Source organism: Brevundimonas sp. FV1ye29L (assembly GCF_058681095.1).
Map to the genome: position 1 here is coordinate 2115359 of NZ_CM178730.1, position 20849 is coordinate 2136207.

Here is a 20849-nt window from a genome sequence, read left to right on the forward strand (position 1 = left end):
ACCGGGAATAATCTTCAGCGAACGTATCACAACCCCTCATCCGCCTTCCGTGGAACGCCGTAATCCCATAGACCGGCAAGGCGCGCACAAGGCGACGTCACCCGGCAGGGTGGGCGCTCGACGTGATCAAGGCGACTGGAGACCGCCGACCCGGCTGGCACTGGAGCGACTACTGGGCCAGCGGTCGGCGCGATGTCATGACCATGGACAGCGCCGGTACAGGCGCCGCCGCCGACACCGCTGACGTCTGGCTGGCCTGGCTGGCCGGGCGCGACGACGGGTCGCGCATCCTCGATCTGGCGACCGGCAACGGACAGGTTGCAGGATATGCGGCCGCCGCCGGAAGAAGCGCCGGCAAGACCTTCGAGATCATCGGCGTGGACTATGCCGACCTCCCGCCCCCGGGCGATCCGGCTGCGACCGGCCTGACCTTGCTGGGGGGGATTTCGATCGAGGCCCTGTCCTTCCCGTCCGGCCATTTCGACACAGCGACCTCCCAGTACGGAATAGAATATGCGGATCCCGGACGGGCCCTGAAAGAACTGTCGCGGGTCCTCAGGCCGGATGGTCAGGCCCGCATGCTGATCCATCACGCCGACAGTGAGATCACCCGGCAGGCCCGGCTCAGGGTGGCCGCCTATGATGCCGTATTGGGCGACGATCTGGCGCTACGAGCGGGGCGCAGGGCCTACAGGGCGCGGCTGAACACGCGGCCCGCCGCCGCCTCGATCGACGCCACAGACCGCGCCTTCCGCGAGGCCGTGCTGACGATCGCCGCCCGCACGCGACGCGAACCGGCCTTCGACACGGTGCGCTATCTGGTCGGCTATCTGAACGACCTGGCCATGGGCGCAGATCGCTATGGCGTCGACAGCGCCCTTGAGTGTCTGGTCCGGTTCGAACAGGGCAACGCCGCCTGGCGCCGCCGGCAGGTCTGCCAGATCGAGGCGGCGCTGGATCGCTCCGGCATCGACGCCTTCGTGGCGCGCGCCGGGAAGACGGGGCTGATCGCGACCGAACTGACGGAACGACACGACGCTGCCGGCGGACTGACCGGCTGGCTGGCGACCTTCTCGCGAACCGCCCCCACGATGTGAGCGGTCAGGGCGCGGTCGGCCGTCCTTCGGTGTCCAGCCCGACGTCGGACAGACTGGCGGGCGGCGTGGTGATGTTCGCCCGGATGCGCCGCGCAGCGTGTTCGCAGCGGCCCGGCAGGCCGAAGAACAGGCCGAAAGCCCGACTGCGCGCCGCTTCATCGGTCTGGGCCATCAAGGGCGTCCACATGGCCCCGGCCTCAGCCGCTGCAGCTGTCGCTGCGGCCTTCATCGCCGGCGTCTGTCGCGGCTCAGCCTCGGCGAGGGCCGAGCGGAAGTCGGACGCTTCCAGACGCCCCAGACGCAATATCTCCAGATCCAGCGGGTCGCGATCGGTCAGGGTCTCGCCCAGCCGGATATGGCCGGTGACCAGGGCGTCGCACCAGGCGACCAGCGGATAGTCCTGATCCGGGGCGCCGCGCGGCATCGGCGATTCATAGGCAATCGCCTCACGCAGCCGGACCTGCGCCGCCGTTTCGCCCTCGCGCGGAGAGGCTGTGGCGATGGGCCCGTCCTGCGGTTCGGCGACTTGCAGGACGGCGAGCAAAAGCGAAATCAGCATGAAGACATCCGGACGGCAGAAGACGAGACAGGCCGCGCAGCAGCGGTGGCCTTCCCAACGCCTGAACAGGCCCGATGGTTTTAATGGGGCGCCCCCATACGAAAAAGGGCGGCGGACCCGAAGATCCGCCGCCCCGTTTTCTGACGATCCGACCCGAGGGTCGAAGGTCTCTAGAAGTTCGCGCTGACGCTGAAGAAGACGTAGCGGCCCAGCGCATCGTAAAGCTGCGGATAGGTGTTGCCGTTGCCGCCGGTGCCGGCCGCGACCGACAGCGGGGGATCGGTGTCGAACACGTTGTTCACGCCGACGCGGCCGCTGACCGTATCGGTGATCTGCCAGTCGGCGGCGAGGTCGAAGTAGTTCATGGCGTCCAGCTTGGAGTCCAGACGGCCCGTGACCGCACCGGTCAGGCTCGAACCGAAGGTCGCCTCGCTATAGTAGCGCCAGGTGCCCGACACGTTCACATCCCAGGGCGACTGCCAGGTCACGCGGGCGCGGTGACGCCACTCGGGGTTGGGAATGCCGCACTCGGACGATCCGTAATAGCCCGTGCAGTCATAGATCGCGCTGGCCGTTCCGGTGCCCGTGTCGGTTTCCAGCTCGTTGAGCCAGGTGCCGACGAAGCTCAAGCCCAGCGAGCCGTAACCCGCCACGCCCCAGTCCTCGAGATCGACGCTGTAGCCGGCGTTGATGTCGATGCCGCTGGTCTTCAGGCCACCGATGTTGATCGACAGGTTTTCAACGAAACCGCTGCCGACCCAGAGCGAGCCGGTCGGTCCGCGATTGATACGGCCGCAGGCGGCGGGGTCATTGTCGACGTAGCAGAGGTTCAGTGTGTTGGCGGCGCCAACCGAGGAGATCAGGCCGTCAACCTGGATGTCGAACCAGTCGATCGACATGTTGAAGCGCGGCAGGAAGGACGGGGTGAGAACAACACCGAAGGTGATGGTGTCCGACTCTTCCGCTTCCAGGTTGGGGTTGCCGCCCGTGATCTGGTTGTACTGGCCAGCCGGGCTGTCAAGACCGGCAGTGCCGTACAGGTTGGTCGGAACGCCCGTGGCGGTGCACTGGGCGAGGCTCGCCGTCTTGGCGGCGCCGCAAGGGTCGCCGGTGCTGACGTCAAACAGACCGAAGCCTTGCGCCGCGAACAGTTCCAGCACGTTGGGCGCACGAACCGCTCGCGAGTAGCTGGCGCGCAGGCGGACATCCTCGACCGGCGCATAGTCGGCGCCGAACTTGTAGGTGTCGGTCGAGATCGCCTTGTACTCGGAGTGACGATAGGCGGCGTCGACCGAGGCCGAATAGGCCCAGGACTGACCGTCGGCCAGCGGAACCTGAACCTCGGCGAAGACATCGGTCACATCGACCGAACCGGTCACGCCGATCGTCGGCCCGCCCTGGCCGGCGCCGTCGCCGGAGGCGAAGGCGGCGTCGGTGGTCGAACCCAGATAGTCGCGACGGTATTCGGCGCCGAAGGCCACCTTCACGCCGCTGGCGGCCCAGGGCGACTGAACGCCATACTGGGTCAGGTCGCCGGTGACAGCAGCCGTAACGACCTGCTGGGTCGTTTCGCCGGTCTGGATCAGCGGGATCTGCAGATAGTCCAGAGCCGCCTGGGTCACGCCGCCCGAGGTGAAGACGTCATAGGGGACGCAGTTCGGATCGGTGCCGTTGACCACCGACCGGCAGGTCGGAACGCCGCCGACGCTGACGACGTCCAGGGCCCGCGACAGGCGGCTGACCGAGAAGTCGTTCAGATAGGTGCGCGACAGACGGACACGCGAGAACTGGGCGGCGACGTCATAGTTCCAGCCCTCGGTGATCAGACCGCGGAGGCCGACCACGGCGCGGTAGGACTCATAGTTCAACGAGTCCTGACGACCGCCGCCCTCGACGTTCCGGCGACCGACGTAGAACGGAACCCGGGCGCCCGAGGCGATCTGGGCCGGAGTACAGACGAGACCGGATTGCTGGGCCGACAGCAGGGGGTTGTCGCAGTTGATGGTGTCGGTGTTGAAGAACGAACCCGACGGCGCGATCTGGGCGACCGACGAATAGTCGTTGAACATCAGCTGGGCGAAAGCCTCGGCGTGTTCATTGACTTCATACCGGCCAAAGGCGCCGAGCGTGTAGCGCTCATCGGGACGCTGATAGTAGTTGATCGGTCCATAGTTGTAGTTGTTGACGTCCGCGTTGAACGGAACGAACTGGCGCGAACCGTTGACCGTGTAGTTGAACGTCGCGAAATCCGTGAACCGGCCCGGGAACGACGTGCCGGAGCCGCCGCAGGCATAGGTCGTCGGACGCGCAGCGGCCGGGTTGGCGATCGTACAGGCCGAATAGTCGCGGCCGGCCTGCAGCACCGGGTTGTTGTTCCGGTAGCCGGCATAGGCCAGCAGGTTGCCCTTGCCGTCCGGCGAGGACACGCCCATCGTCAGGGTGACTTCGCGGCTTTCGCCGTCGGAGACGTTGTCGTCAGGCAGGCTGAACTGCGACGGGTTGGTCGTGCCGCGACGCTGGATTTCCGCGCGCAGGTTGCCGACGCCGTCATAGTCGTTGTTGTGCTGATAGAAGCCGTACTGGGCGTCGATCTGGATGCCCTCGAACTCCTTCTTCATGATGAAGTTCACGACGCCGGCGATGGCGTCCGAGCCGTAGACGGCCGAGGCGCCGCCGGTCAGGACTTCAACACGCTCGACCAGCTGGCCGGGGATCTGGTTCAGGTCGGCCGCGTCGTCGTTCGGCGAGCCATAGCCCATGCGGCGGCCGTCGATCAGCACCAGGGTGCGCGACGAACCGAGGTTGCGCAGCGACACGGTGGCGGTGCCGGAGGCGCCGTTGGACACGGTCGAGTTCTGCGAGGCGAAGGCCTGCGGCAGCTGGGTGATCAGGTCCTCGACCCGGGTCACGCCTGCGACATCGATATCCTCGCCCGTCACCTGGGTGACCGGGCTGGTGGTCACCAGGTTGGCTTGCGGGATGCGCGAGCCCGTGACGACGATCTCGGCGACTTCGTCAGCAGCCGGTTCCTGGCTCTGGGCCATGGCCGGTGCAGCGAAGGCGAGCATGGCCGCGCCGGTGATGATGGTTGTCGCCAGCAGGCGTTGACGCATGGGTTGGGTTCTCAAGGATCGTTCTCCTGATGTTCGACGCCTCCAGTTGTTGGAGCGCCGCTTGACCGCAGTTTTTTTCCGCAGACGCGATTCGACCCGATGGATCCTTCGCGTGCTGCCGTACGTTAGGCGCCATCGTCTGTGTTGCGCCACAGCAATTACAGGTCCGTAATCAAGTCGACGCACGACTGTCGTATTCAGGCCACGTTTGGGCGCGCCGCCTTATTCCGGCCGGGGACTGGCGGAGGCCGCCGCCAGCATGGCAAGCTGTTGATGGGCGGTGGCGCATTTTCGGGTAAGATTATGAAATCACTTCGATCTGTTTCTGTGGCGGTTGTGCTGGCCGCGACAGGTGTGGCCGGGCAGGTCGCCGCCCAGACCGTGGCGCCGCGGCCAGCCACGCGACCCGAAACCCTGGACCGGCTCCTGGCCTGCCGTCAGGTGACGGCCCCGGAGGCCCGACTGGCCTGCTATGACGCCGCCGCCGGTGCCCTGGACGCAGCACAGCAGCAGGGCGATGTGGTGGTGGTGGACCGGGCCCAGGTGCGGGAGGCGCGGCGGCAACTGTTCGGCTTTTCCCTTCCGACCGTGACCCTGTTCGAACAGGGCGAGCGGCCCGAGGCCGTCAATGCGATCGAAACGACCCTTGTTCGCGCCGTCCAGGCCGGTGAAGGACGTTGGGTCTTCACCCTGGCCGACGAAAGCGTCTGGCGCCAGATCGACAGCGAGCGGGTCAATTTCCGCAATCGCCCTGGCGCAGAGGCGCGCGTCCGTCGGGCGGCGATGGGCAGCTACCTCCTGACCATTGAGGGCAGCCGGGCCGTTCGCGTCCGTCGTCAGTAGGAGAGGCGTTCGCCATGACCTTCCGTCGTCTCGCCCCGACCGTCCATGTGGCGGGTCAGATCCGGCTCGCCGATCTTGACGAGGCGGTTCGCCTCGGCATCCGCTGCGTCATCAGCAACCGCCCCGATGGCGAGGAACCGGGCCAGTTGACGGGGGCCGAGATTGGCGTCAGCGCCGAGGTCCGGGGGCTGGTCTTCATCCATGCGCCTGCGCGGGGCCTGCCCGGGCCGGAGGTTGTGGAGGCCGTCGCCGCTGTTCTGGAGGCCGGCGAGCCGGTGTTGCTGTTCTGCAAGTCAGGCCTGAGGTCGGCCGCGGCCTGGGGCCTGGCCTCGGCGCGCTCCGGGCGGCTGGGCCCTGGTGAGATCGTCGCCGCCGCCGCAGAGGCCGGCTATGATCTCTCCGGCCTGCCGCTCGAAGCAGGCGGGGGCCTCGGGCCTGCTGCCTAGCGCGTGATCCCCACCCGCACTGCATAGGGCGCTGGTTCCGGGGTGCAGGAGGCGACGATCAGTTGCATCGCCATGAGACACAACAGGGCCGCCGCGACAGGCTGAAGCCGATTTGAGACACCGTAGAGGATCGCCTTGGCCACGAGACACGCTCCGAACTGGATTTACCTTTCGTTAAGGCAAGGACCGGGCCAGCCCTTCGGCGGCGACGGGGGCCGGCGATGATCCCCTATGTGCGTGATTTCGACATGGTCCACGGGCGGCGCGACCAGGTCTCGCCCCTGATCCAGAGGGTGGTGGCGGCCAACCCCGGCCCCTTCACCTTCACCGGCACCGGCACCTATATCATCGGCCGGGACGAGCCCGGGGCGCGGCTGGCCGTGATCGATCCCGGCCCGCCCGACGAGGCCCATCTGGACGCCCTGCTGGCGGCCGTGGCCGGGCGCGAGGTCAGCCATGTGCTGGTGACCCACACCCACCGCGACCATTCTCCCCTCGCCCGCCCCTTCGCGAGCCGGGTCGACGCCGTCATCCTCGCGGCCGAGCCTCCGTCGGCGATCGTCCATCCGTCAGGCCCGAACGAAGAGGGCGACGACGAGAGCTTCGCCCCCGACGTGATTCTGACCGGCGGCGAGATCATCGCCGGCGACGGCTGGACGCTGGAGGCCATGGCCACGCCGGGTCACGCCTCGAACCACATGGCCTTTGTCCTGCGCGAGGAGAACGCCCTGTTCTGCGGCGACCATGTGATGGGCTGGTCAACGACCGTCGTGGCCCCGCCCGACGGCGACATGGCCGCCTATATGGCCAGTCTGGAGGCGGTGATCGCCCGGAATTTCGCCACCCTGTGGCCGACACACGGCGCGCCCGTCACCGACCCGGGCCCCTTCCTCTCGGCCTATCGCGCCCACCGGATCGCCCGCGAGGACCAGATCCTGACCCGGCTGGCGGCCGGCGATGCGCAGATCGCGGACATGGTCCCCCGGCTCTATGCCGCCGTGGATTCCCGCCTGTGGCCCGCAGCGTCGCTGTCTGTCCTGGCGCACCTGATCAAGCTGACGGCCGAAGGCCGGGTGCAGGCCGTTCCGGGGGCGACACTGGACGCCGCCTATTCCCTGACCTGAAGGTTCTCGATGATCCTGGTCGCCAGACGACAGGCCTCGCCCTCATCGGCCGGCCGGTCGTCACGGGCGATGACGCGGACATCGGTGCGGCCGGGGCGGATGCGGACGACGGCGTCCCAGGTGCGGCCGAACCAGAATCCGGTCCGGACCCCGTCCGCCCGGCCGACGCCCAGGCTGGAGATGCGAAATCCGGCCTCCTGCAGACCATAGCCGGCCACCCCGGGCGCGACCTGGGACATCACGGCGACGGCCCCGGGGCAGGTCCCGGGCCCTGCGATCCAGCGATCCAGAGGCGGCGCCCCGACCGCCCGTCGCGTGGCCATGATCGAGTCGCGGAAACCGGGCGGATCCTCGACATTGGTCAGGACATCGGGACGTGAGGTCGCTGTGGCGGCCTGGCGGAAATGATGGACATAGACCCCGATGGTGGCAACCGCCGCCACGACCGCAAGGGCCGCCGGGATCCACCCGCCCCGCCCCGCCCCGCGCGAGGCCCAGACCGCCACCAGGGCCGCGACCGCCCCCAGCCACGACAGCGGCCATGCGACCTTGAGCGTGATCAGGTCAAACGCCGTCTCCAGCGATACCAGGTCGAAGCGCAGGGCCAGACAGACGCCAAACACGAGGAGCGGCGCCGCCAGGGCCCCCGCCAGACCGATCCAGGCCAGGCTGTGGCGAAACTGCTGGCGGGCGTAGGACGGGCGGGATGCGGTCATGGTGTCGAGAATAGCCTCGCCCGACCACGGCGACCACCCCGGACAGTCCTCATCCGCCCGGCCTGCCGCTTCACCCGTTCTGGGCGCGGTGCCGCAACATCGCATCCGCCAGAACGCAGGCGGCCATGGCCTCGACGACCGGGACGCCGCGCAGGGCGACGCAGGGGTCGTGGCGGCCCCTGGTCCTGATGTCGGTCTCATCGCCGTCGCGGGTGATGGTCTGGCGCGGGGTCAGGATCGAGGATGTGGGCTTGAACGCCACGCGCAGGGTGATCGGTTGGCCCGTGGACAGTCCCCCCAGCACGCCGCCGGCGTGGTTCGACAGGAAGACCGGCCGGCCATCGGCGTCGAGACGCATCTGGTCCGCGTTCTCCTCGCCCGACAGTTCGGCCGCTCCGAAGCCAGCGCCGACCTCGACGCCCTTGACCGCATTGATCGACATCATGGCGGCGGCCAGTTCGGCGTCCAGCTTGCCATAGAGCGGCGCGCCCCAGCCCACCGGCACGCCCGTGACCTCCAGGGCCACGACCGCGCCGATCGATGAACCGGCCTTGCGGACGCCGTCCAGATAGGCCTCCCACGCCGGGACCACCGCAGCCGAGGCGGCGTAGAGCGGATTATGGTTCACCGCGTCGAAATCAACGGCGTCCGGCGCGACCTGATGCGGCCCCAGCTGGACGACGCCGGCCCGGATACGGACCCCCTCCCCCAGAACCCGGCGGGCCACAGCCCCGGCCGCGACCCGGCTGGCGGTCTCGCGCGCCGAGGACCGGCCGCCGCCGCGATGGTCGCGAACGCCGTACTTCTCCTGATAGACATAGTCGGCGTGGCCGGGCCGGAAGGCGCGGGCGATCTCCCCATAGTCCTTCGAGCGCTGGTCCTCGTTCCGGATCTCGATGGCGATGGGCGCGCCGGTCGTGACCGGACCGTCGCCGTCGTCGAAGACCCCGGACAGGATGCGCGCGGTGTCGCTCTCGTTCCGCTGGGTGACGAACCGGCTGCCGCCGGGCTTGCGCCGGTCCAGCCAGGGCTGGAGGTCCGCCTCGGTCAGGGGCAGCATGGGCGGGCAGCCATCAATGACGCACCCGATCGCCGGGCCATGGCTCTCGCCCCAGGTGGTCACGCGAAACAGATGGCCGAAGGTATTGTGGGACATGGCGGCGCAGACTTGAGGCGGAATCGGCCCGGAATGGATCGCGCCGGGGTTCGGACAGACGTCTAGGCCGCCAGACGCTCGGGCGTCCAGACCCGGGTGAAGCGGGCAAGCAGGTGTTCGGCGGCGGACGGCGCGTCCTCGATCACATCAAGGGTCACGAACAGATGGCCGGCGGGACGACCGCCCCGCGGAGGCAGGCCGAGACCACGCAGGCGAAGGCGGATGGGCGCCGTCAGGCCGGGGGTGATCCAGGCGCTGCGGGCGCCGGCATGGGTGTCGATCTCCAGACGCCCGCCTTCGCTCACGGTGCGGCGCCCCACCGGCCAATTCAAATAGATGTCGTCCCCCAGGGCGGTCATTCCGTCGGCCACGCGGATCAGGACCGGCAGATGCAGGTCGGAGCCGTCGGCTGCCGCGCCCTTGAGACGCAGGTGATCGCCGGTCCGGACCCCGGCCGGACATGAAATACGCAAACGGCGACGCCCCAGCGCCACCTCCGCGACCGCGCCGCGCACCGCCTGCAGGGGCGTCAGGGCCACCGCCGGAAGCGGCGCGGGTCTCGGAGCGGTGGCGCGCGGAGCCGACAGGGCGGGATGGGCCGGCGCATTCGCCTGGATCAGGCGGCCCGCGGCGATAATGAGGCGAAACCGGTCGGCGTCGCCGCCTGGCATGTCGGGACGCGCAGCCTTCACCGCCTTGCGAAAGGCGGTCTTCACGGCGATCTCGTCCGCTGGCCCGGCAAGGCCCAGCAGGCGATAGGACTCCGCAAGGGACAGAGGCTCGTCGGAAACCGTGGCGTCGCACATGGTTCATGATTGGATTGACTATGGTCAAGGCGGAGTTAACCGCGATCCGCTTTCAGGCCGACCGGGCCCGAATCCTTCGCGCGCCCATGGATGGCGCGCCGCCCGCGCGTTAGAAGACCGTTATGACCGCTCCCGTGATCCCCCCCAGCCCCAGCCGCGAGGACTATGCCCGCGACTACGCCGCCGCCCTTGCCGCCAATGGCGACGAGACCCTGATAGACCGGCCCGACCCCGTGGGCGTCTTCATCGAATGGCTGGCCGAGGCGCGGGCGCACGAACCGAACGACGCCAACGCCATGTCCCTCGCGACCGTCGACGCCGAGGGTCAGCCGGACTGCCGGATCGTGTTGCTGAAGGACGTCGATCCGCTCGGCTTTACCTTCTATTCCAACGCCGAAAGCGCCAAGGGCATGCAGTTGAGCCGGCATCCGGCAGCGGCGCTCCTGTTCCACTGGAAGACCTTGCGACGTCAGGTGCGGGTGCGCGGGGCTGTCGAGCCTGTCAGCCAGGCTGAGGCCGACGCCTATTTCGCATCACGGGCCCGGGAAAGCCGGATCGGGGCCTGGGCCTCGGACCAGTCGAGACCGCTGGAAGATCGCGCCGCCCTGGAGCGGGCCGTCGAACGCGCTGCGGCGCGTTTCGAGGGCGAGGACGTGCCGCGCCCCGATCGCTGGAGCGGATGGCGCGTCATCCCTCAGACCGTCGAATTCTGGCGCGACCGGCCGTTCCGGCTGCATGACCGCGTCCTTTTCGAGCGCGACGGCGCGCAGTGGAACCGCCGGCGACTCTGGCCCTAGGCTGCTGTCTTGCCGGGCGAAGCCGTTCAGACGCCGTAGCGCGCCATAAAGGTCTCGACGGCGTCCGTGGCGATCTGGTGCGGAGAACGCGCCGCCTGGACCTCGTCGCCGGTCACCAGCGGCATGAAGAACACGGGATGTTCGATCATGCCCATCAACTGGCCGGCAGCCCAGGACGGCTTGTCCATACGGATTTGCCCGGCGTCCGAGAGTTCAACCAGCGCACGGATCAGGGGGGCCCCGAAGTCGGACCGGCCCCGGTTGAAGAAGGCCATGGCCACGTCGCGAAACCGCGGCCGTTCGGCCATCACCAGACGGAAGACCGAACGCACGAAGGCGTCCCCCATGAACTCGGCATAGGCCAGGGCGAAGTCGGTCAGCCGCTCGCGGGCTGGGCCGTCCGCCGCGCGCACGGCGAGCATGCGTCGGGAGAAGTCCGCCGAGGCGTCGGCGATGACCGCGTCGAACAGGTCATCCTTGGACTGGAAATAGCTGTAGAGGGTCGCGGTCGACACCGAGGCGGCGCGAGCCACAGGCTCAATCCGGGCGGCCGCAAAGCCCGAGGTCATGAAGGCCTGCCGTGCCTGGGCGAGAATGGCCGCCCGTCTCGGGTCCGCCCGAACCTCTTCGGTTCCGGCGTCCGTCTGCGCCCCGTCGTCTGTCATGATACCCAAGCCCCTCGATCACAAGACTGTGGCAATCCAGGGTTCTGTGCAAGCCTGACGTGAGCGACCAACCGCCACGCTTCTGTTCAGCGCCTTGCGAGCGCGGCCAGCAAGGGATGCGCCAGCACCGGCGCGGCCAGGCGGACGACGTCCTGGGGATTCTCGAGGCGCACGGCGGCGGTGGCGTCGGCGATGATGAAGTCCGCGTGGACCTTGGACGGTTCCGTCAGCCGCTCATGCCCTGGCCGCACCGTCAGGAGATACTGGTGAATGACAGAATCGGCCGTCCGTCCCCGCTCGCTCTGGTCGCGCAGCAGGCGTCGGATGAAGCGGATATCGCCCGGCGTATCGACGAAGACGCGGATGTCGAACAGGGCGACAAGGGCGGGTGTGCAAAGCACATGCGTCCCTTCCACGATCACCACCGGCGCGGCATGGACCGGCTCCCCGCCGGGCTCGCGGCCGTGGTGGATGAAGGAATAGACCGGGGCCATGATGTCGCGACCCGCCTTCAGCGCTGAAAGGTCTGCCTCCAGACGTTCATGGTCGCGGGCGGCGACATCGTCAAAATCGAATGTCTCGGGGTCAAATCCGGGCAGGCTGGCGGCGTCGCGGTAGTAGGAGTCCTCGCGCAGCAGCACGGCAGCGCCCCCGGTCAGGCCCGCAACCAGCGCCTCGGCCAGGGTGCTCTTGCCGGAACCGGAACCGCCGGTGATCGCAATCAGAATGGTCATGGCGGCTTCCTGTATCCGGATTGGCGAAATCAGCGGTTGTCTGGATAATCCGGGAGCGACCGCTTGCCCACGGGCGGATTTCAGATGACGCCGCGTCACGTTGCTTATCGGCATTCACCTCGGTAGCGTAAAGCCAAGCGTCGCGACCAGCCGACGCACAATCCGAGGAAAAGTCATGAACGGACTGATGCAGGACTGGCCGCTGACGGTCGACCGAATCCTGGACCACGCGAAGAATTGGCACGGCGCCCGCGAGGTTGTGACCCGTTCGGTCGAGGGCCCCATCGTCCGCACCACCTATGGCGAAATTCATGATCGGGCGCGGCGCGTATCCGGCGCGCTTCTGGCCTGGGGCGTCAAGCCCGGCGACCGGATCGCCACCCTGGCCTGGAATACCGCCCGCCATATTGAAGCCTGGTACGGCGTCATGGGCATCGGGGCGGTCTGCCACACCCTGAACCCGCGCCTGTTCCCTGAACAGCTCATCTACATCATCAATCACGCCGAAGACCGGATCATCTTCGTCGACCTGACGTTCGTGCCCTTGCTGGAGGCGGTGCTGCCGCACTGCCCGTCGGTCGAGCGGGTCATCGTCATGACCGACGAATGGACCATGCCCGCGACGCGTCTGCCGCGCGCCGAATGCTATGAATCGGTGCTCGCCGAAGCCTCCACTGACGTCGTCTGGGGCGGGTTCGACGAAAATACCGCCTGCGGCCTCTGCTACACGTCCGGGACGACCGGCCATCCCAAGGGCGTGCTGTATTCGCACCGCTCGAACTTCATCCACACCCTGCTCGGCCTGCAGACCACAGTGCTGGGTCCGACGCCGAGCGAGGTCGTCCTGCCGGTCGTGCCGATGTTCCACGCCAATGCGTGGGGCATCGCCTTCGCCGGCCCGGCGTCGGGCTGCAAGCTGGTGATGCCCGGTGCGAAGATGGACGGCGAGTCCATCTATGAATTGCTGGAAACGGAGAGCGTCACCTTCTCGGCCGCCGTGCCGACCGTCTGGCAGGGACTGCTGGGCCATATGCGCCAGCACAATCTGAAGCTGTCGACCGTCAAGCGCGTGCTGATCGGCGGCTCGGCCGTGCCGGAAAGCCTGATCCGCGCCTTCCACGACGAGTTCGGCGTCGAGGTGTTGCAGGGCTGGGGAATGACCGAGACCTCGCCGATCGGCACCCTGGCCAATATGACGCCGGAACTGAACGCCCTGCCGTTCGAGGAACAGCTGAAGTGGCGCACCAAACAGGGTACGCCGCCCCTCGGCGTCGAACTGAAAATCAAGAATATCGCCGGTCAGGACCTGCCGCACGACGGCCACACCTACGGGCGGCTGATGGTGAAGGGGCCGACGATCGCCGGCGCCTATTTCCGCTCGGACGAGAAGATCCTCGATCACGAAGGCTTCTTCGACACCGGCGATGTCTCGACGGTGGACGAGCACGGATTCATGCAGATCACCGATCGCGCCAAGGACGTGATCAAGTCGGGCGGCGAGTGGATCTCCTCGATAGAGATCGAGAACATCGCCGTGGGCCACCCCAGGGTCGAACTGGCCGCCGTCATCGGCGCCGCCCATCCGAAATGGGACGAACGGCCGGTTCTGGTCGTCAAGCTGAAACCCGGAGAGGCACAGGACAGACAGGAGCACCTCGACTTCCTGGTCGGCAAGATCGCCAAATGGTGGATGCCCGACGACGTCGTCTTCGTGGACGACATCCCCCTGGGGGCCACCGGCAAGATCGACAAGAAGCTGGTTCGCGAACGGATGAAGGACTACCGGCTGCCGACGGCGGACTGAGGCGCCGGACCGGGGCCGGCGGATGCGGCGTGACCTGCGGGCCACGTCTCGCCGCCCGCCGACGGCTCTCTCGACAGGGTTACCCGCCGTTCATACTCCATCGGCTAGAGCCGGGTGTCGGGAGAACCAGTCATGAAGATCGCAACGCGCGCCGCCGCCCTTTCCGCCCTGCTGGCGGGGACCCTGATGCTGCAAGGCTGTGTCGTGGGGGCCGTCGTCGGCACGACTGCCGCGGTCGTTGGCACAGGGGTCAAGGCCACGGGCGCTGTCGTCGGCGCGGGGGTCGACGCCGTCACCACCTCGGACGAGGAAACCCGGGCCCGACGCGAGCGCGAACAGCGCCAGTACGAGCGCGAACAACGCCGCTGCGCCGAACGCGAGCGGCAGGGCAAGCGCTGCTGAGCGGCTTGAAACGCCGGCTCAGCGCACCCCGATATATTTGTGGGTCTGGACGCTGAGTCGCCATTTCGGGTGGGTCAGGCAGTATTCGATAGCGGCGGCGGTATTGGCCGCCTGATCCGGTCCGTCCATCGGCTGCAGCCAGAAGCACTCGAAATCCAGATGTTCGAACCGGTCCGGCAGCGCCCTGGGCTGGGGATAGACCAGCTTCAGTTCCTGTCCGGACGTCTGCACCACCGGCGCATCCGCCTTGGGACTGACGCAGATCCAGTCGATGCCCTCAGGCGCCGTCAGGGTGCCGTTGGTTTCCACGGCGATGTCGAATCCATGCGCCTTCAATGCCGCGATCAGTCCGGCGTCGATTTGCAGCAGCGGCTCGCCGCCGGTGACGACGACCAGTTTCGGATCCCCCTCCCGGCCGCGCCAGAGCGCGCCGATATGCCCGGCCAGGGCCTGTGCCGTCGCGAACTTGCCGCCGCCGTCTCCGTCAGTCCCGACGAAATCGGTGTCGCAGAAGGTGCAGACGGCGGACGCCCGGTCCCGCTCCAACCCGTTCCACAGATTGCAACCGGCGAAACGCAGGAAGACGGCCGGACGGCCCGCCTGGCCGCCCTCCCCCTGAACGGTCAGAAAGGCTTCCTTGACCGCATAGATCACGCGACGTCTCCGCGCCGGGCGCCGACGCCGCGCCACCAGCCTTCGAAACCGGCCGCGCGCAGCTCGCACGCCGGGCATTCGCCACATCCGTAACCCCAGTCGTGGCGATGGGTGCGGTCGCCGCGGTAGCAGGTGTGGCTGTCCTCGACGATCAACTGGATCAGGTCATCGCCGCCCAGCCGATGCGCCAGGGCCCAGGTCTCGGCCTTGGTCAGGTACATCAGGGGCGTCTCGATGGGCACGGGCTTGTCGAGGCCCAGAGACAGGGCCTGCTGCATGGCGTCGATGGTATCGCGGCGGCAGTCGGGATAGCCGGAGAAGTCGGTCTCGCACATGCCGCCGACCAGAACCTCCAGCCCCCGCCGGTCGGCCAGGGCCGCCGCATAGGTCAGGAACACCAGATTGCGTCCCGGTACAAAGGTGGTCGGCAGGCCGCGCGCGTCCATCTCGATGGCCCGATCCGTCGTCAGGGCGCTCTCGGCGATCCGGCCGAAGCCGGTCAGGTCGATCACGTGGTCCGGGCCGAGGCGGTCGGCGAAAACGGGTTTGATGGCCGCCATGCCGTCACGAACCCTGATCCGCGCGCCCATCTCGACATGGTGACGCTGACCGTAGTCGAAGCCGACGGTCTCGACGGTTTCATACCGGTCCAGCGCCCAGGCCAGGCAGGTGGCGCTGTCCTGCCCCCCCGAAAACAGGACGAGGGCCGATTGGCGGGGGGCGGGCCGGATATCGCTCATGACAAATCTGCGGTCGGCCGATGACCGCGCGCATTCTCTCTCGTCTGACAGGTTCAGGTTCGCGAGTTTTTACACCATCGGCGCCGCAGCGCCAAACCCGGGTTGGAAAAGGCAGAAATGTCAGGACAAATTTATGCAACATGATTTTTCTTAACTGTTCCGAAAATGAGATTTCCTACTCTGGTGAACTAGTGTGTGGGGAGAGGCGGCGTTCATGCCGAGAATCGACGAATACGCGGAATCAGTTGTTCCGGTCGGGCCGGACGCCCCGGCGGTCGAATTGCTCGGTCGCTTTGAAGCGGACCCCGACCTGCATCACCTCCCGGTTCTGTCCGACGACCGCGTGGTCGGCCTGGTGGAACGCAGCGCCCTCCTCATGCGGCTGACGGTCTCACCGGCCACCCCTATGACGGCCTCGCAACTGATGGACGCCGAGCCCGTCGTCGTCGACGGCGGCATGGCTGCGCACGCGCTTTGCGACATCCTCCTCAAGGGCGGACCCGCAGCGATCATGCGCGGCTTCATCGTCACCGTCGCGGGACGTTATCGCGGCGTGGGCGCTCCTGCGACCCTGCTGCGGGCGCTCAACGGCCTGTCCCCGGGATCGCAGGACGGGGCGGGCGACACGACCGCCGCAGACGGGGCCGGAACCGCCGACCTGATGGCGATGATCGACAGTGAACTGCGCGTCCCGATCAACGGCATACTGGCGGTCGCCGATCTGATGCGCCGCCAGGCCCTGAGCGGCGACATGCTGGACCACGTCAAATTGATCGAGGAACAGATCCACGGCCTGCTGAACGTGGTCGAGGACGCCGGCGTGCTGGCGGGACCGGGGCAGCCGGCCAGGCCGGCGCCGACCGGCCTGCGCGCCTTGATGGACGATATCGAACAGACCTGGTCCGGCCGCGCCGCATTGAATGGCGTGACCCTGATGGTCGGCTATGAGGGCGACACCGAGCTGACCGCCGATCTTGACTCGCACCGTCTGCGGCGGGTGTTCGACAACCTGATCGGCAATGCCCTGAAGTTCGCGCGCGAAGGCATGGTCGAGGCCCGGCTGAAGGCGCATCTGGTCGGCGCCGCGATTCATCTGTCGGCACGCGTTCGCGACGATGGCCCGCGCGTCGATGCTCGCGATCTCGGCCGCTTGCTCCAGTCGCGGGATTCCACGGAGGGCGGCTTTGCCCTTTCGGTCTGTCGTCGCCTGATCGCCGGACTGGACGGCCGGATCTGGGCCGAGAACAATGCCGGACGCGGGACCACGATCAATTTCGAGCTGCACGCGCCGCGCAGCGCACCGGCGATCGAGCCGGCCAGCAATGTTCAGGCCCTGACGAACCTCGACTTCGAGGTCGTGCCCCATATCCTGATCGTTGACGACAATGCGACCAACCGCGTGGTGGCCCAGGCCCTGTGCGAAATGTTCGGCTGCAGTTGCGAGACGGCCGAAGACGGCGTCGAGGCTTTGGAAGCAGTGCAGGCGCGGCCGTTCGACCTGATCCTGATGGACATCAAGATGCCGCGCATGGACGGGATCCAGGCGACCCGGGCCATCCGGGCCCTGCCTGCGCCCCAGCGCCATGTGCCGATCATCGCCCTCACCGCCAATGCCGATCCGGCAGACGCCGCCGCCTATATCGCCAGCGGGATGGCGGCTGTGGTCGAGAAGCCGATCAAGCCTGAACGTCTGCGCATGGCGATGAACGCGGCCCTCGTCGCCGGCGGCGCGGATCTTGAGGACGATTCGGCGTCAGGACGCCGCAGCGCCTGACGTCGCCGCCACGGCGTCGTCATCCTCTTCATCATAACCGACCAGGCGCAGGGCCCGCGCCGTCTGGCCATTGAGCGAGCACCACCGCAGCAGCCCCTCCTCGCGCCCATGGGTGATCCAGATCTCCTCCGGCCTCAGCTCGGTGAAGGTCGCGATCAGTTCGGGCCAGTCGGCATGGTCGGAGATCACCAGCGGCAGTTCCACCCCGCGCTGCCTGGCCCTGGCCCGGATGCCCATCCAGCCCGAGGCGAAGGCGGTGACGGGATCGGCGAACCGCCGGGCCCAGCGATCCTGTATGGCCGACGGCGGTGCGATCACAATCTCCCCGGCCAGGGCGTCGCCGCCCCGCGCCGGCGCCGCCGCCGGCAGCAGCGGTCCCAGATCGACGCCCTCCCGTTGATAGAGCGCGTTCAGCCGCTCCATCGCGCCGTGGACGTAGATCGGCCGCTCCCACCCCGCCTCCTGCAACAGCCGGATCACCCGCTGCGCCTTGCCCAGGGCATAGGCCCCGACCAGATGCGCCCGATCGGGAAACTGGCTGACGGACGCGAGCAAACGTCCGATCTCCTCCCTGTCCGGCGGATGGGTGAAGACCGGCAGGCCGAAGGTGGCTTCGGAGATGAATACATGGGACGAGACGGGCTCGAAGGCGGCGCAGGTCGGGTCGCGCCGACGCTTGTAGTCCCCCGCGGCGGTGATCCGCATCCCGCGCCACTCGATCACCGCCTGGGCCGAGCCCAGAACATGGCCCGCCGGGGCCAGTCGGACGCTGACGCCGCCCACGTCGGTCGTCTCGCCATAGTCCGATGGCTGGCGGCGGACGCAGAAGCCCTCGCCATAGCGCTCCGCCATGATCGCCAGGGTCAGCGGCGTGGCCAGGACGGCGCCGTGACCCGCCCGCGCGTGATCCGAATGACCGTGGGTGATGACGGCGCGATCCACCGGCTGTACGGGGTCGATGTAGAAATCGCCGGGCGGGCAATAGAGCCCCATCGCCGTGGGGCGAAGCAGATCTTCGAAGCGCATGGCCGACCTTGAGACATCCGCGGCCTTGCGTACAGGCGCGACCCGGATAAGGACGGTTGAATGAGCGATATGTTCCTGACCACCGTCCTGCCCCAGCTGGCGGCCGGCGCCCCCCATACTGCGGCCCTCGGCTTCGCGCTCGACCGCGTCGAGGGCGGCGATGTGCGACTCCGGGCGCCGTGGCGCGAGGACCTGGTCGGTGACCCCGAGACCGGCGTTCTGGCCGGCGGTCTGGTGACCACAATGCTGGACCATGTCGGCGGTCTGGCGACCTGGGTCGCGCTCGGCGGCTACCAGTCCATCGCGACCCTCGACCTCAGGGTCGACTATATGCGGGCCGCCCGTCCGCATCTGGACCTGCTGGCCGAAGCCCACTGCTACCGCCTGACCCGCAACGTCGCCTTCGTCAGGGCCTGGGCGTTCGAGGAGAGTGCGAACGACCCCGTCGCCGCCTCCCAGGCCGCCTATATGCTGACCGCAGACGGGGCGCACCGCATCGGGGCCAATCTCCGGCCCGCCGCGCCCGGCATGACCGTCCCGGGGGAGGCTGACGCATGACCGACGCCCTGCTCGACCGGATCCCCTATGCCCGCTTTCTGGGGCTTCAGACCCGGATGGACGAGGAGGACGGGATGACCGTCATCATGCCGTTTGCGGATCACCTGATCGGCAATCCGATGCTGCCGGCCCTGCATGGGGGCTCGACCGCCGCCCTGCTGGAACTGACGGCGGTGGCCCAGGTCGCCCTGACCTTTCCCCGGCTGCGCCTGCCCCGGCCGATCAATGTGACCATGTCCTATCTGCGATCGGGCCGACCCGAGACAGTCGTGTGCCGCGCCCGCATCCTCCGGGCGGGCCGGCGCGTCGCCCATGTGACCGCCGAGGCCTGGCAGGATGATCCCGCCCAGCCCATCGCCGGCCTCGTCGCCAACTTCCTGCTGGATGACGCGGAATAGTTGAATTGAGTTTCGACCTGTGATTGAATCCGGGCGTGGCGATCAGGCCATGCCGAATGTGGGAATTCGATCATGCACCATGCCAACCCTTCACTCCCGGCGGGCCATTCGCTCTCGACCGGCGAGGCCCTGGCGGAGCGGCTTTTCCGGGTGGAGACGGCGATTGACGCCGCCCTGTCCGAAGCCGCCGCCCTCGTCTCGGAACTGCCGCGCGCCCGGACCGAGGCCTATCTCTCGGCGGTGGTCGGCCAGCAGATCTTCGACCGGACAACCGAATCGCTGACAGCCCTGACCCAGGCCCGGGCGCGTATGGTGGCCGCCCACCACGGCCTGGCCGCCCTGGCCCGGAAAATGGGACTGGGCGCCCTGGCGGTCGGCCCGCTCGACAAGCCGGAGGATACGCCCCCGATCGGCGACGGACCCCGGGGCGCACGGCGGCGCGAAGACGCCTCGACATCCTAACGAAATCCTACCGAAGATCGTTAATTCATGTTAAGCCTTCTACGGTTTCCAGTTTCCTCAGGGGGTACACAGTATGGACCGCATCCAGACCATCAACGCCGTCGCCGCAGACCTGCACGCGACTGAACAGGCCATCGATTCGGCGATTATGCAGGCGACCACGCTTGTGCAGTCGATGATCGGGGCCCGCACGACCCTCTCGGCCTCGCCCGTCGCCGGCGCGGGTTCGCAGACCAAGGCCATGGAATCGATCGCCGCGCTCAGCGCCGCTCGCGAAGCCATGGTGGCCTGTCACGCCGAGCTGGCGAAGGACCACCGTCGTATGGGTTACGGCGCCTACAATGTCGGCCCGCTCGACAAGCCCGACGACTATGGTCCTACACCCGATGGCAAGCCCGGCGTGACTCAGGAGACCGTTGCGCCGCGCTATCTCAAGGCCGTTTGATTACAATGATTTCATCTCGCCCGGGCTTCGGTCCGGGCGGGATTCGCGCCATACTCGCCCCCGCGTCGAACGGCGTGGGGGCGTTTTGATGTTTGATACCCTGGCTTCCCAGATCGGCGCCATTTTCGTGGTCGGGATCTGCGCGTTCGCCTTCCTCCAGGGCAATCGCCCGGAGCGGGTCGTGGCCGGGGCCTATGTCCTGGGCTGGTTCGCCTCACTTTTGATGCAGAACGACACCGATCTGTACGGCATCCAGTGGGGCGTCATGGTGATCGATATCGCCATGCTGATTCTACTTGGCGCCCTTGTCTGGAAGGCGGGGGTCGCCTGGCCCGCCTGGGCGGCGGCTTGTCAACTTCTGGTTGTAGCCAGCCACTTCGTCTCTATGTCGGACCTTCGTCCTGCGATGGGCAACTATATCGCCGTCATCAACCTCGCCGGCTATGGCGTCCTGATCGCCCTCGCGGTCGGCACATTCTGGGCCTGGCAGGAGCGCCGCGCCGCCGGCCTGGAGTGATCCGCCGCCGGTA

Annotated in this window: 23 protein-coding genes; 13 read left to right on the top strand and 10 right to left on the bottom strand. The window is 67.7% G+C overall.

Features of this window, described 5'->3' with window-relative positions:
• Positions 1–122: 122 nt before the first annotated feature.
• The gene (locus ACW17W_RS10455) at positions 123–1097 is read left to right on the top strand and encodes a class I SAM-dependent methyltransferase (RefSeq protein ID WP_492076803.1); all 975 of its coding nucleotides are present in this window, start codon (positions 123–125) and stop codon (positions 1095–1097) included.
• Positions 1098–1101: 4 nt separating this feature from the next.
• Here the strand turns inward: ACW17W_RS10455 and ACW17W_RS10460 are convergent, their stop codons facing one another.
• A complete protein-coding gene (locus ACW17W_RS10460) occupies positions 1102–1656 on the bottom strand; it encodes a hypothetical protein (protein ID WP_492076805.1) in 555 nt (184 codons plus the stop codon).
• A 170-nt stretch (positions 1657–1826) separates the two neighbouring features.
• The gene (locus tag ACW17W_RS10465) at positions 1827–4769 is read right to left on the bottom strand and encodes a TonB-dependent receptor plug domain-containing protein (protein ID WP_492076806.1); all 2943 of its coding nucleotides are present in this window, start codon (positions 4767–4769) and stop codon (positions 1827–1829) included.
• 303 nt (positions 4770–5072) lie between these two features.
• Between ACW17W_RS10465 and ACW17W_RS10470 the strand changes: the two genes are divergently transcribed.
• The 3 genes from ACW17W_RS10470 to ACW17W_RS10480 all read left to right on the top strand — a co-directional run bounded on the left by ACW17W_RS10470 (position 5073) and on the right by ACW17W_RS10480 (position 7182).
• Positions 5073–5612, top strand: coding sequence for a hypothetical protein (locus ACW17W_RS10470; RefSeq protein WP_492076807.1), 540 nt, complete (start codon positions 5073–5075; stop codon positions 5610–5612).
• 14 nt (positions 5613–5626) lie between these two features.
• Positions 5627–6058, top strand: coding sequence for a protein tyrosine phosphatase family protein (locus ACW17W_RS10475; protein ID WP_492076808.1), 432 nt, complete (start codon positions 5627–5629; stop codon positions 6056–6058).
• 221 nt (positions 6059–6279) lie between these two features.
• On the top strand, positions 6280–7182 hold the full coding sequence (locus tag ACW17W_RS10480) for an MBL fold metallo-hydrolase (protein ID WP_492076810.1): 903 nt from the start codon (positions 6280–6282) through the stop codon (positions 7180–7182).
• On the opposite strand, the gene ACW17W_RS10485 is transcribed toward ACW17W_RS10480, so the two are convergent.
• The 3 genes from ACW17W_RS10485 to ACW17W_RS10495 all read right to left on the bottom strand — a co-directional run bounded on the left by ACW17W_RS10485 (position 7167) and on the right by ACW17W_RS10495 (position 9860).
• Positions 7167–7898 carry a DUF1499 domain-containing protein gene (locus tag ACW17W_RS10485; protein WP_492076811.1) on the bottom strand — a complete coding sequence of 244 codons (732 nt, stop codon included), beginning with the start codon at positions 7896–7898 and terminating at the stop codon, positions 7167–7169. The genes ACW17W_RS10480 and ACW17W_RS10485 overlap by 16 nt on opposite strands.
• Before the next feature lie 70 nt (positions 7899–7968).
• Positions 7969–9054 carry a chorismate synthase gene (gene aroC / locus ACW17W_RS10490; protein ID WP_492076813.1) on the bottom strand — a complete coding sequence of 362 codons (1086 nt, stop codon included), beginning with the start codon at positions 9052–9054 and terminating at the stop codon, positions 7969–7971.
• A 62-nt stretch (positions 9055–9116) separates the two neighbouring features.
• Positions 9117–9860, bottom strand: coding sequence for a DnaJ C-terminal domain-containing protein (locus tag ACW17W_RS10495; RefSeq protein WP_492076814.1), 744 nt, complete (start codon positions 9858–9860; stop codon positions 9117–9119).
• 122 nt (positions 9861–9982) lie between these two features.
• Here ACW17W_RS10495 and pdxH point away from each other — a divergent pair, with 122 nt between their 5' ends.
• Entirely contained in the window at positions 9983–10657 is a 675-nt protein-coding gene (gene pdxH / locus ACW17W_RS10500) for a pyridoxamine 5'-phosphate oxidase (RefSeq protein WP_492076815.1), read from the top strand.
• 26 nt (positions 10658–10683) lie between these two features.
• Here the strand turns inward: pdxH and ACW17W_RS10505 are convergent, their stop codons facing one another.
• Positions 10684–11322 carry a TetR/AcrR family transcriptional regulator gene (locus tag ACW17W_RS10505; protein ID WP_492080306.1) on the bottom strand — a complete coding sequence of 213 codons (639 nt, stop codon included), beginning with the start codon at positions 11320–11322 and terminating at the stop codon, positions 10684–10686.
• A gap of 86 nt (positions 11323–11408) precedes the next feature.
• Complete coding sequence (udk, locus tag ACW17W_RS10510; RefSeq protein ID WP_492076816.1) at positions 11409–12056, bottom strand: uridine kinase; 648 nt, start codon at positions 12054–12056, stop codon at positions 11409–11411.
• Positions 12057–12231: 175 nt separating this feature from the next.
• Here udk and ACW17W_RS10515 point away from each other — a divergent pair, with 175 nt between their 5' ends.
• Both ACW17W_RS10515 and ACW17W_RS10520 read left to right on the top strand, forming a co-directional pair.
• On the top strand, positions 12232–13860 hold the full coding sequence (locus ACW17W_RS10515; protein WP_492076817.1) for a long-chain-fatty-acid--CoA ligase: 1629 nt from the start codon (positions 12232–12234) through the stop codon (positions 13858–13860).
• Between the two features lie 132 nt (positions 13861–13992).
• Positions 13993–14262 (top strand): hypothetical protein, encoded by a 270-nt coding sequence (locus ACW17W_RS10520; protein WP_492076818.1) that lies wholly within the window; start codon positions 13993–13995, stop codon positions 14260–14262.
• A gap of 18 nt (positions 14263–14280) precedes the next feature.
• Here ACW17W_RS10520 and queE read toward each other — a convergent pair whose 3' ends face one another.
• Positions 14281–14916, bottom strand: coding sequence for a 7-carboxy-7-deazaguanine synthase (queE, locus tag ACW17W_RS10525; protein WP_492076819.1), 636 nt, complete (start codon positions 14914–14916; stop codon positions 14281–14283).
• The gene (gene queC / locus ACW17W_RS10530; RefSeq protein ID WP_492080307.1) at positions 14913–15647 is read right to left on the bottom strand and encodes a 7-cyano-7-deazaguanine synthase QueC; all 735 of its coding nucleotides are present in this window, start codon (positions 15645–15647) and stop codon (positions 14913–14915) included. Before queC ends, queE begins: the two co-directional genes overlap by 4 nt.
• Positions 15648–15870: 223 nt before the next feature.
• Here queC and ACW17W_RS10535 point away from each other — a divergent pair, with 223 nt between their 5' ends.
• Positions 15871–17430 (top strand): response regulator, encoded by a 1560-nt coding sequence (locus ACW17W_RS10535; protein WP_492076820.1) that lies wholly within the window; start codon positions 15871–15873, stop codon positions 17428–17430.
• Here ACW17W_RS10535 and ACW17W_RS10540 read toward each other — a convergent pair.
• Positions 17410–18456 (bottom strand): ligase-associated DNA damage response exonuclease, encoded by a 1047-nt coding sequence (locus ACW17W_RS10540; RefSeq protein WP_492076822.1) that lies wholly within the window; start codon positions 18454–18456, stop codon positions 17410–17412. The genes ACW17W_RS10535 and ACW17W_RS10540 overlap by 21 nt on opposite strands.
• 60 nt (positions 18457–18516) lie before the next feature.
• Between ACW17W_RS10540 and ACW17W_RS10545 the strand changes: the two genes are divergently transcribed.
• The 5 genes from ACW17W_RS10545 to ACW17W_RS10565 all read left to right on the top strand — a co-directional run bounded on the left by ACW17W_RS10545 (position 18517) and on the right by ACW17W_RS10565 (position 20836).
• A complete protein-coding gene (locus ACW17W_RS10545; RefSeq protein WP_492076823.1) occupies positions 18517–19014 on the top strand; it encodes a PaaI family thioesterase in 498 nt (165 codons plus the stop codon).
• Positions 19011–19412, top strand: a complete 402-nt coding sequence (locus ACW17W_RS10550; protein ID WP_492076824.1) for a PaaI family thioesterase — start codon at positions 19011–19013, stop codon at positions 19410–19412. Before ACW17W_RS10545 ends, ACW17W_RS10550 begins: the two co-directional genes overlap by 4 nt.
• 72 nt (positions 19413–19484) lie before the next feature.
• On the top strand, positions 19485–19874 hold the full coding sequence (locus ACW17W_RS10555) for a hypothetical protein (protein WP_492076825.1): 390 nt from the start codon (positions 19485–19487) through the stop codon (positions 19872–19874).
• Positions 19875–19947: 73 nt separating this feature from the next.
• Complete coding sequence (locus ACW17W_RS10560) at positions 19948–20319, top strand: hypothetical protein (protein ID WP_492076826.1); 372 nt, start codon at positions 19948–19950, stop codon at positions 20317–20319.
• Between the two features lie 88 nt (positions 20320–20407).
• Positions 20408–20836: a hypothetical protein gene (locus tag ACW17W_RS10565; RefSeq protein ID WP_492076827.1), complete on the top strand. Its 429-nt coding sequence runs from the start codon at positions 20408–20410 to the stop codon at positions 20834–20836.
• Positions 20837–20849: the final 13 nt, after the last annotated feature.

Coding starts and splice junctions, on each gene's coding strand:
- ACW17W_RS10495 (WP_492076814.1), bottom strand. CDS start 9,860: ATGTGCGACGCCACGGTTTCCGACGAGCCTCTGTCCCTTGCGGAGTCC.
- ACW17W_RS10550 (WP_492076824.1), top strand. CDS start 19,011: ATGACCGACGCCCTGCTCGACCGGATCCCCTATGCCCGCTTTCTGGGG.
- ACW17W_RS10515 (WP_492076817.1), top strand. CDS start 12,232: ATGAACGGACTGATGCAGGACTGGCCGCTGACGGTCGACCGAATCCTG.
- ACW17W_RS10565 (WP_492076827.1), top strand. CDS start 20,408: ATGTTTGATACCCTGGCTTCCCAGATCGGCGCCATTTTCGTGGTCGGG.
- ACW17W_RS10475 (WP_492076808.1), top strand. CDS start 5,627: ATGACCTTCCGTCGTCTCGCCCCGACCGTCCATGTGGCGGGTCAGATC.
- ACW17W_RS10520 (WP_492076818.1), top strand. CDS start 13,993: ATGAAGATCGCAACGCGCGCCGCCGCCCTTTCCGCCCTGCTGGCGGGG.
- ACW17W_RS10470 (WP_492076807.1), top strand. CDS start 5,073: ATGAAATCACTTCGATCTGTTTCTGTGGCGGTTGTGCTGGCCGCGACA.
- ACW17W_RS10485 (WP_492076811.1), bottom strand. CDS start 7,898: ATGACCGCATCCCGCCCGTCCTACGCCCGCCAGCAGTTTCGCCACAGC.
- ACW17W_RS10535 (WP_492076820.1), top strand. CDS start 15,871: ATGCCGAGAATCGACGAATACGCGGAATCAGTTGTTCCGGTCGGGCCG.
- ACW17W_RS10465 (WP_492076806.1), bottom strand. CDS start 4,769: ATGCGTCAACGCCTGCTGGCGACAACCATCATCACCGGCGCGGCCATG.
- ACW17W_RS10560 (WP_492076826.1), top strand. CDS start 19,948: ATGGACCGCATCCAGACCATCAACGCCGTCGCCGCAGACCTGCACGCG.
- ACW17W_RS10555 (WP_492076825.1), top strand. CDS start 19,485: ATGCACCATGCCAACCCTTCACTCCCGGCGGGCCATTCGCTCTCGACC.
- pdxH (WP_492076815.1), top strand. CDS start 9,983: ATGACCGCTCCCGTGATCCCCCCCAGCCCCAGCCGCGAGGACTATGCC.
- ACW17W_RS10505 (WP_492080306.1), bottom strand. CDS start 11,322: ATGACAGACGACGGGGCGCAGACGGACGCCGGAACCGAAGAGGTTCGG.
- ACW17W_RS10540 (WP_492076822.1), bottom strand. CDS start 18,456: ATGCGCTTCGAAGATCTGCTTCGCCCCACGGCGATGGGGCTCTATTGC.
- udk (WP_492076816.1), bottom strand. CDS start 12,056: ATGACCATTCTGATTGCGATCACCGGCGGTTCCGGTTCCGGCAAGAGC.
- ACW17W_RS10480 (WP_492076810.1), top strand. CDS start 6,280: ATGATCCCCTATGTGCGTGATTTCGACATGGTCCACGGGCGGCGCGAC.
- aroC (WP_492076813.1), bottom strand. CDS start 9,054: ATGTCCCACAATACCTTCGGCCATCTGTTTCGCGTGACCACCTGGGGC.
- ACW17W_RS10460 (WP_492076805.1), bottom strand. CDS start 1,656: ATGCTGATTTCGCTTTTGCTCGCCGTCCTGCAAGTCGCCGAACCGCAG.
- ACW17W_RS10545 (WP_492076823.1), top strand. CDS start 18,517: ATGAGCGATATGTTCCTGACCACCGTCCTGCCCCAGCTGGCGGCCGGC.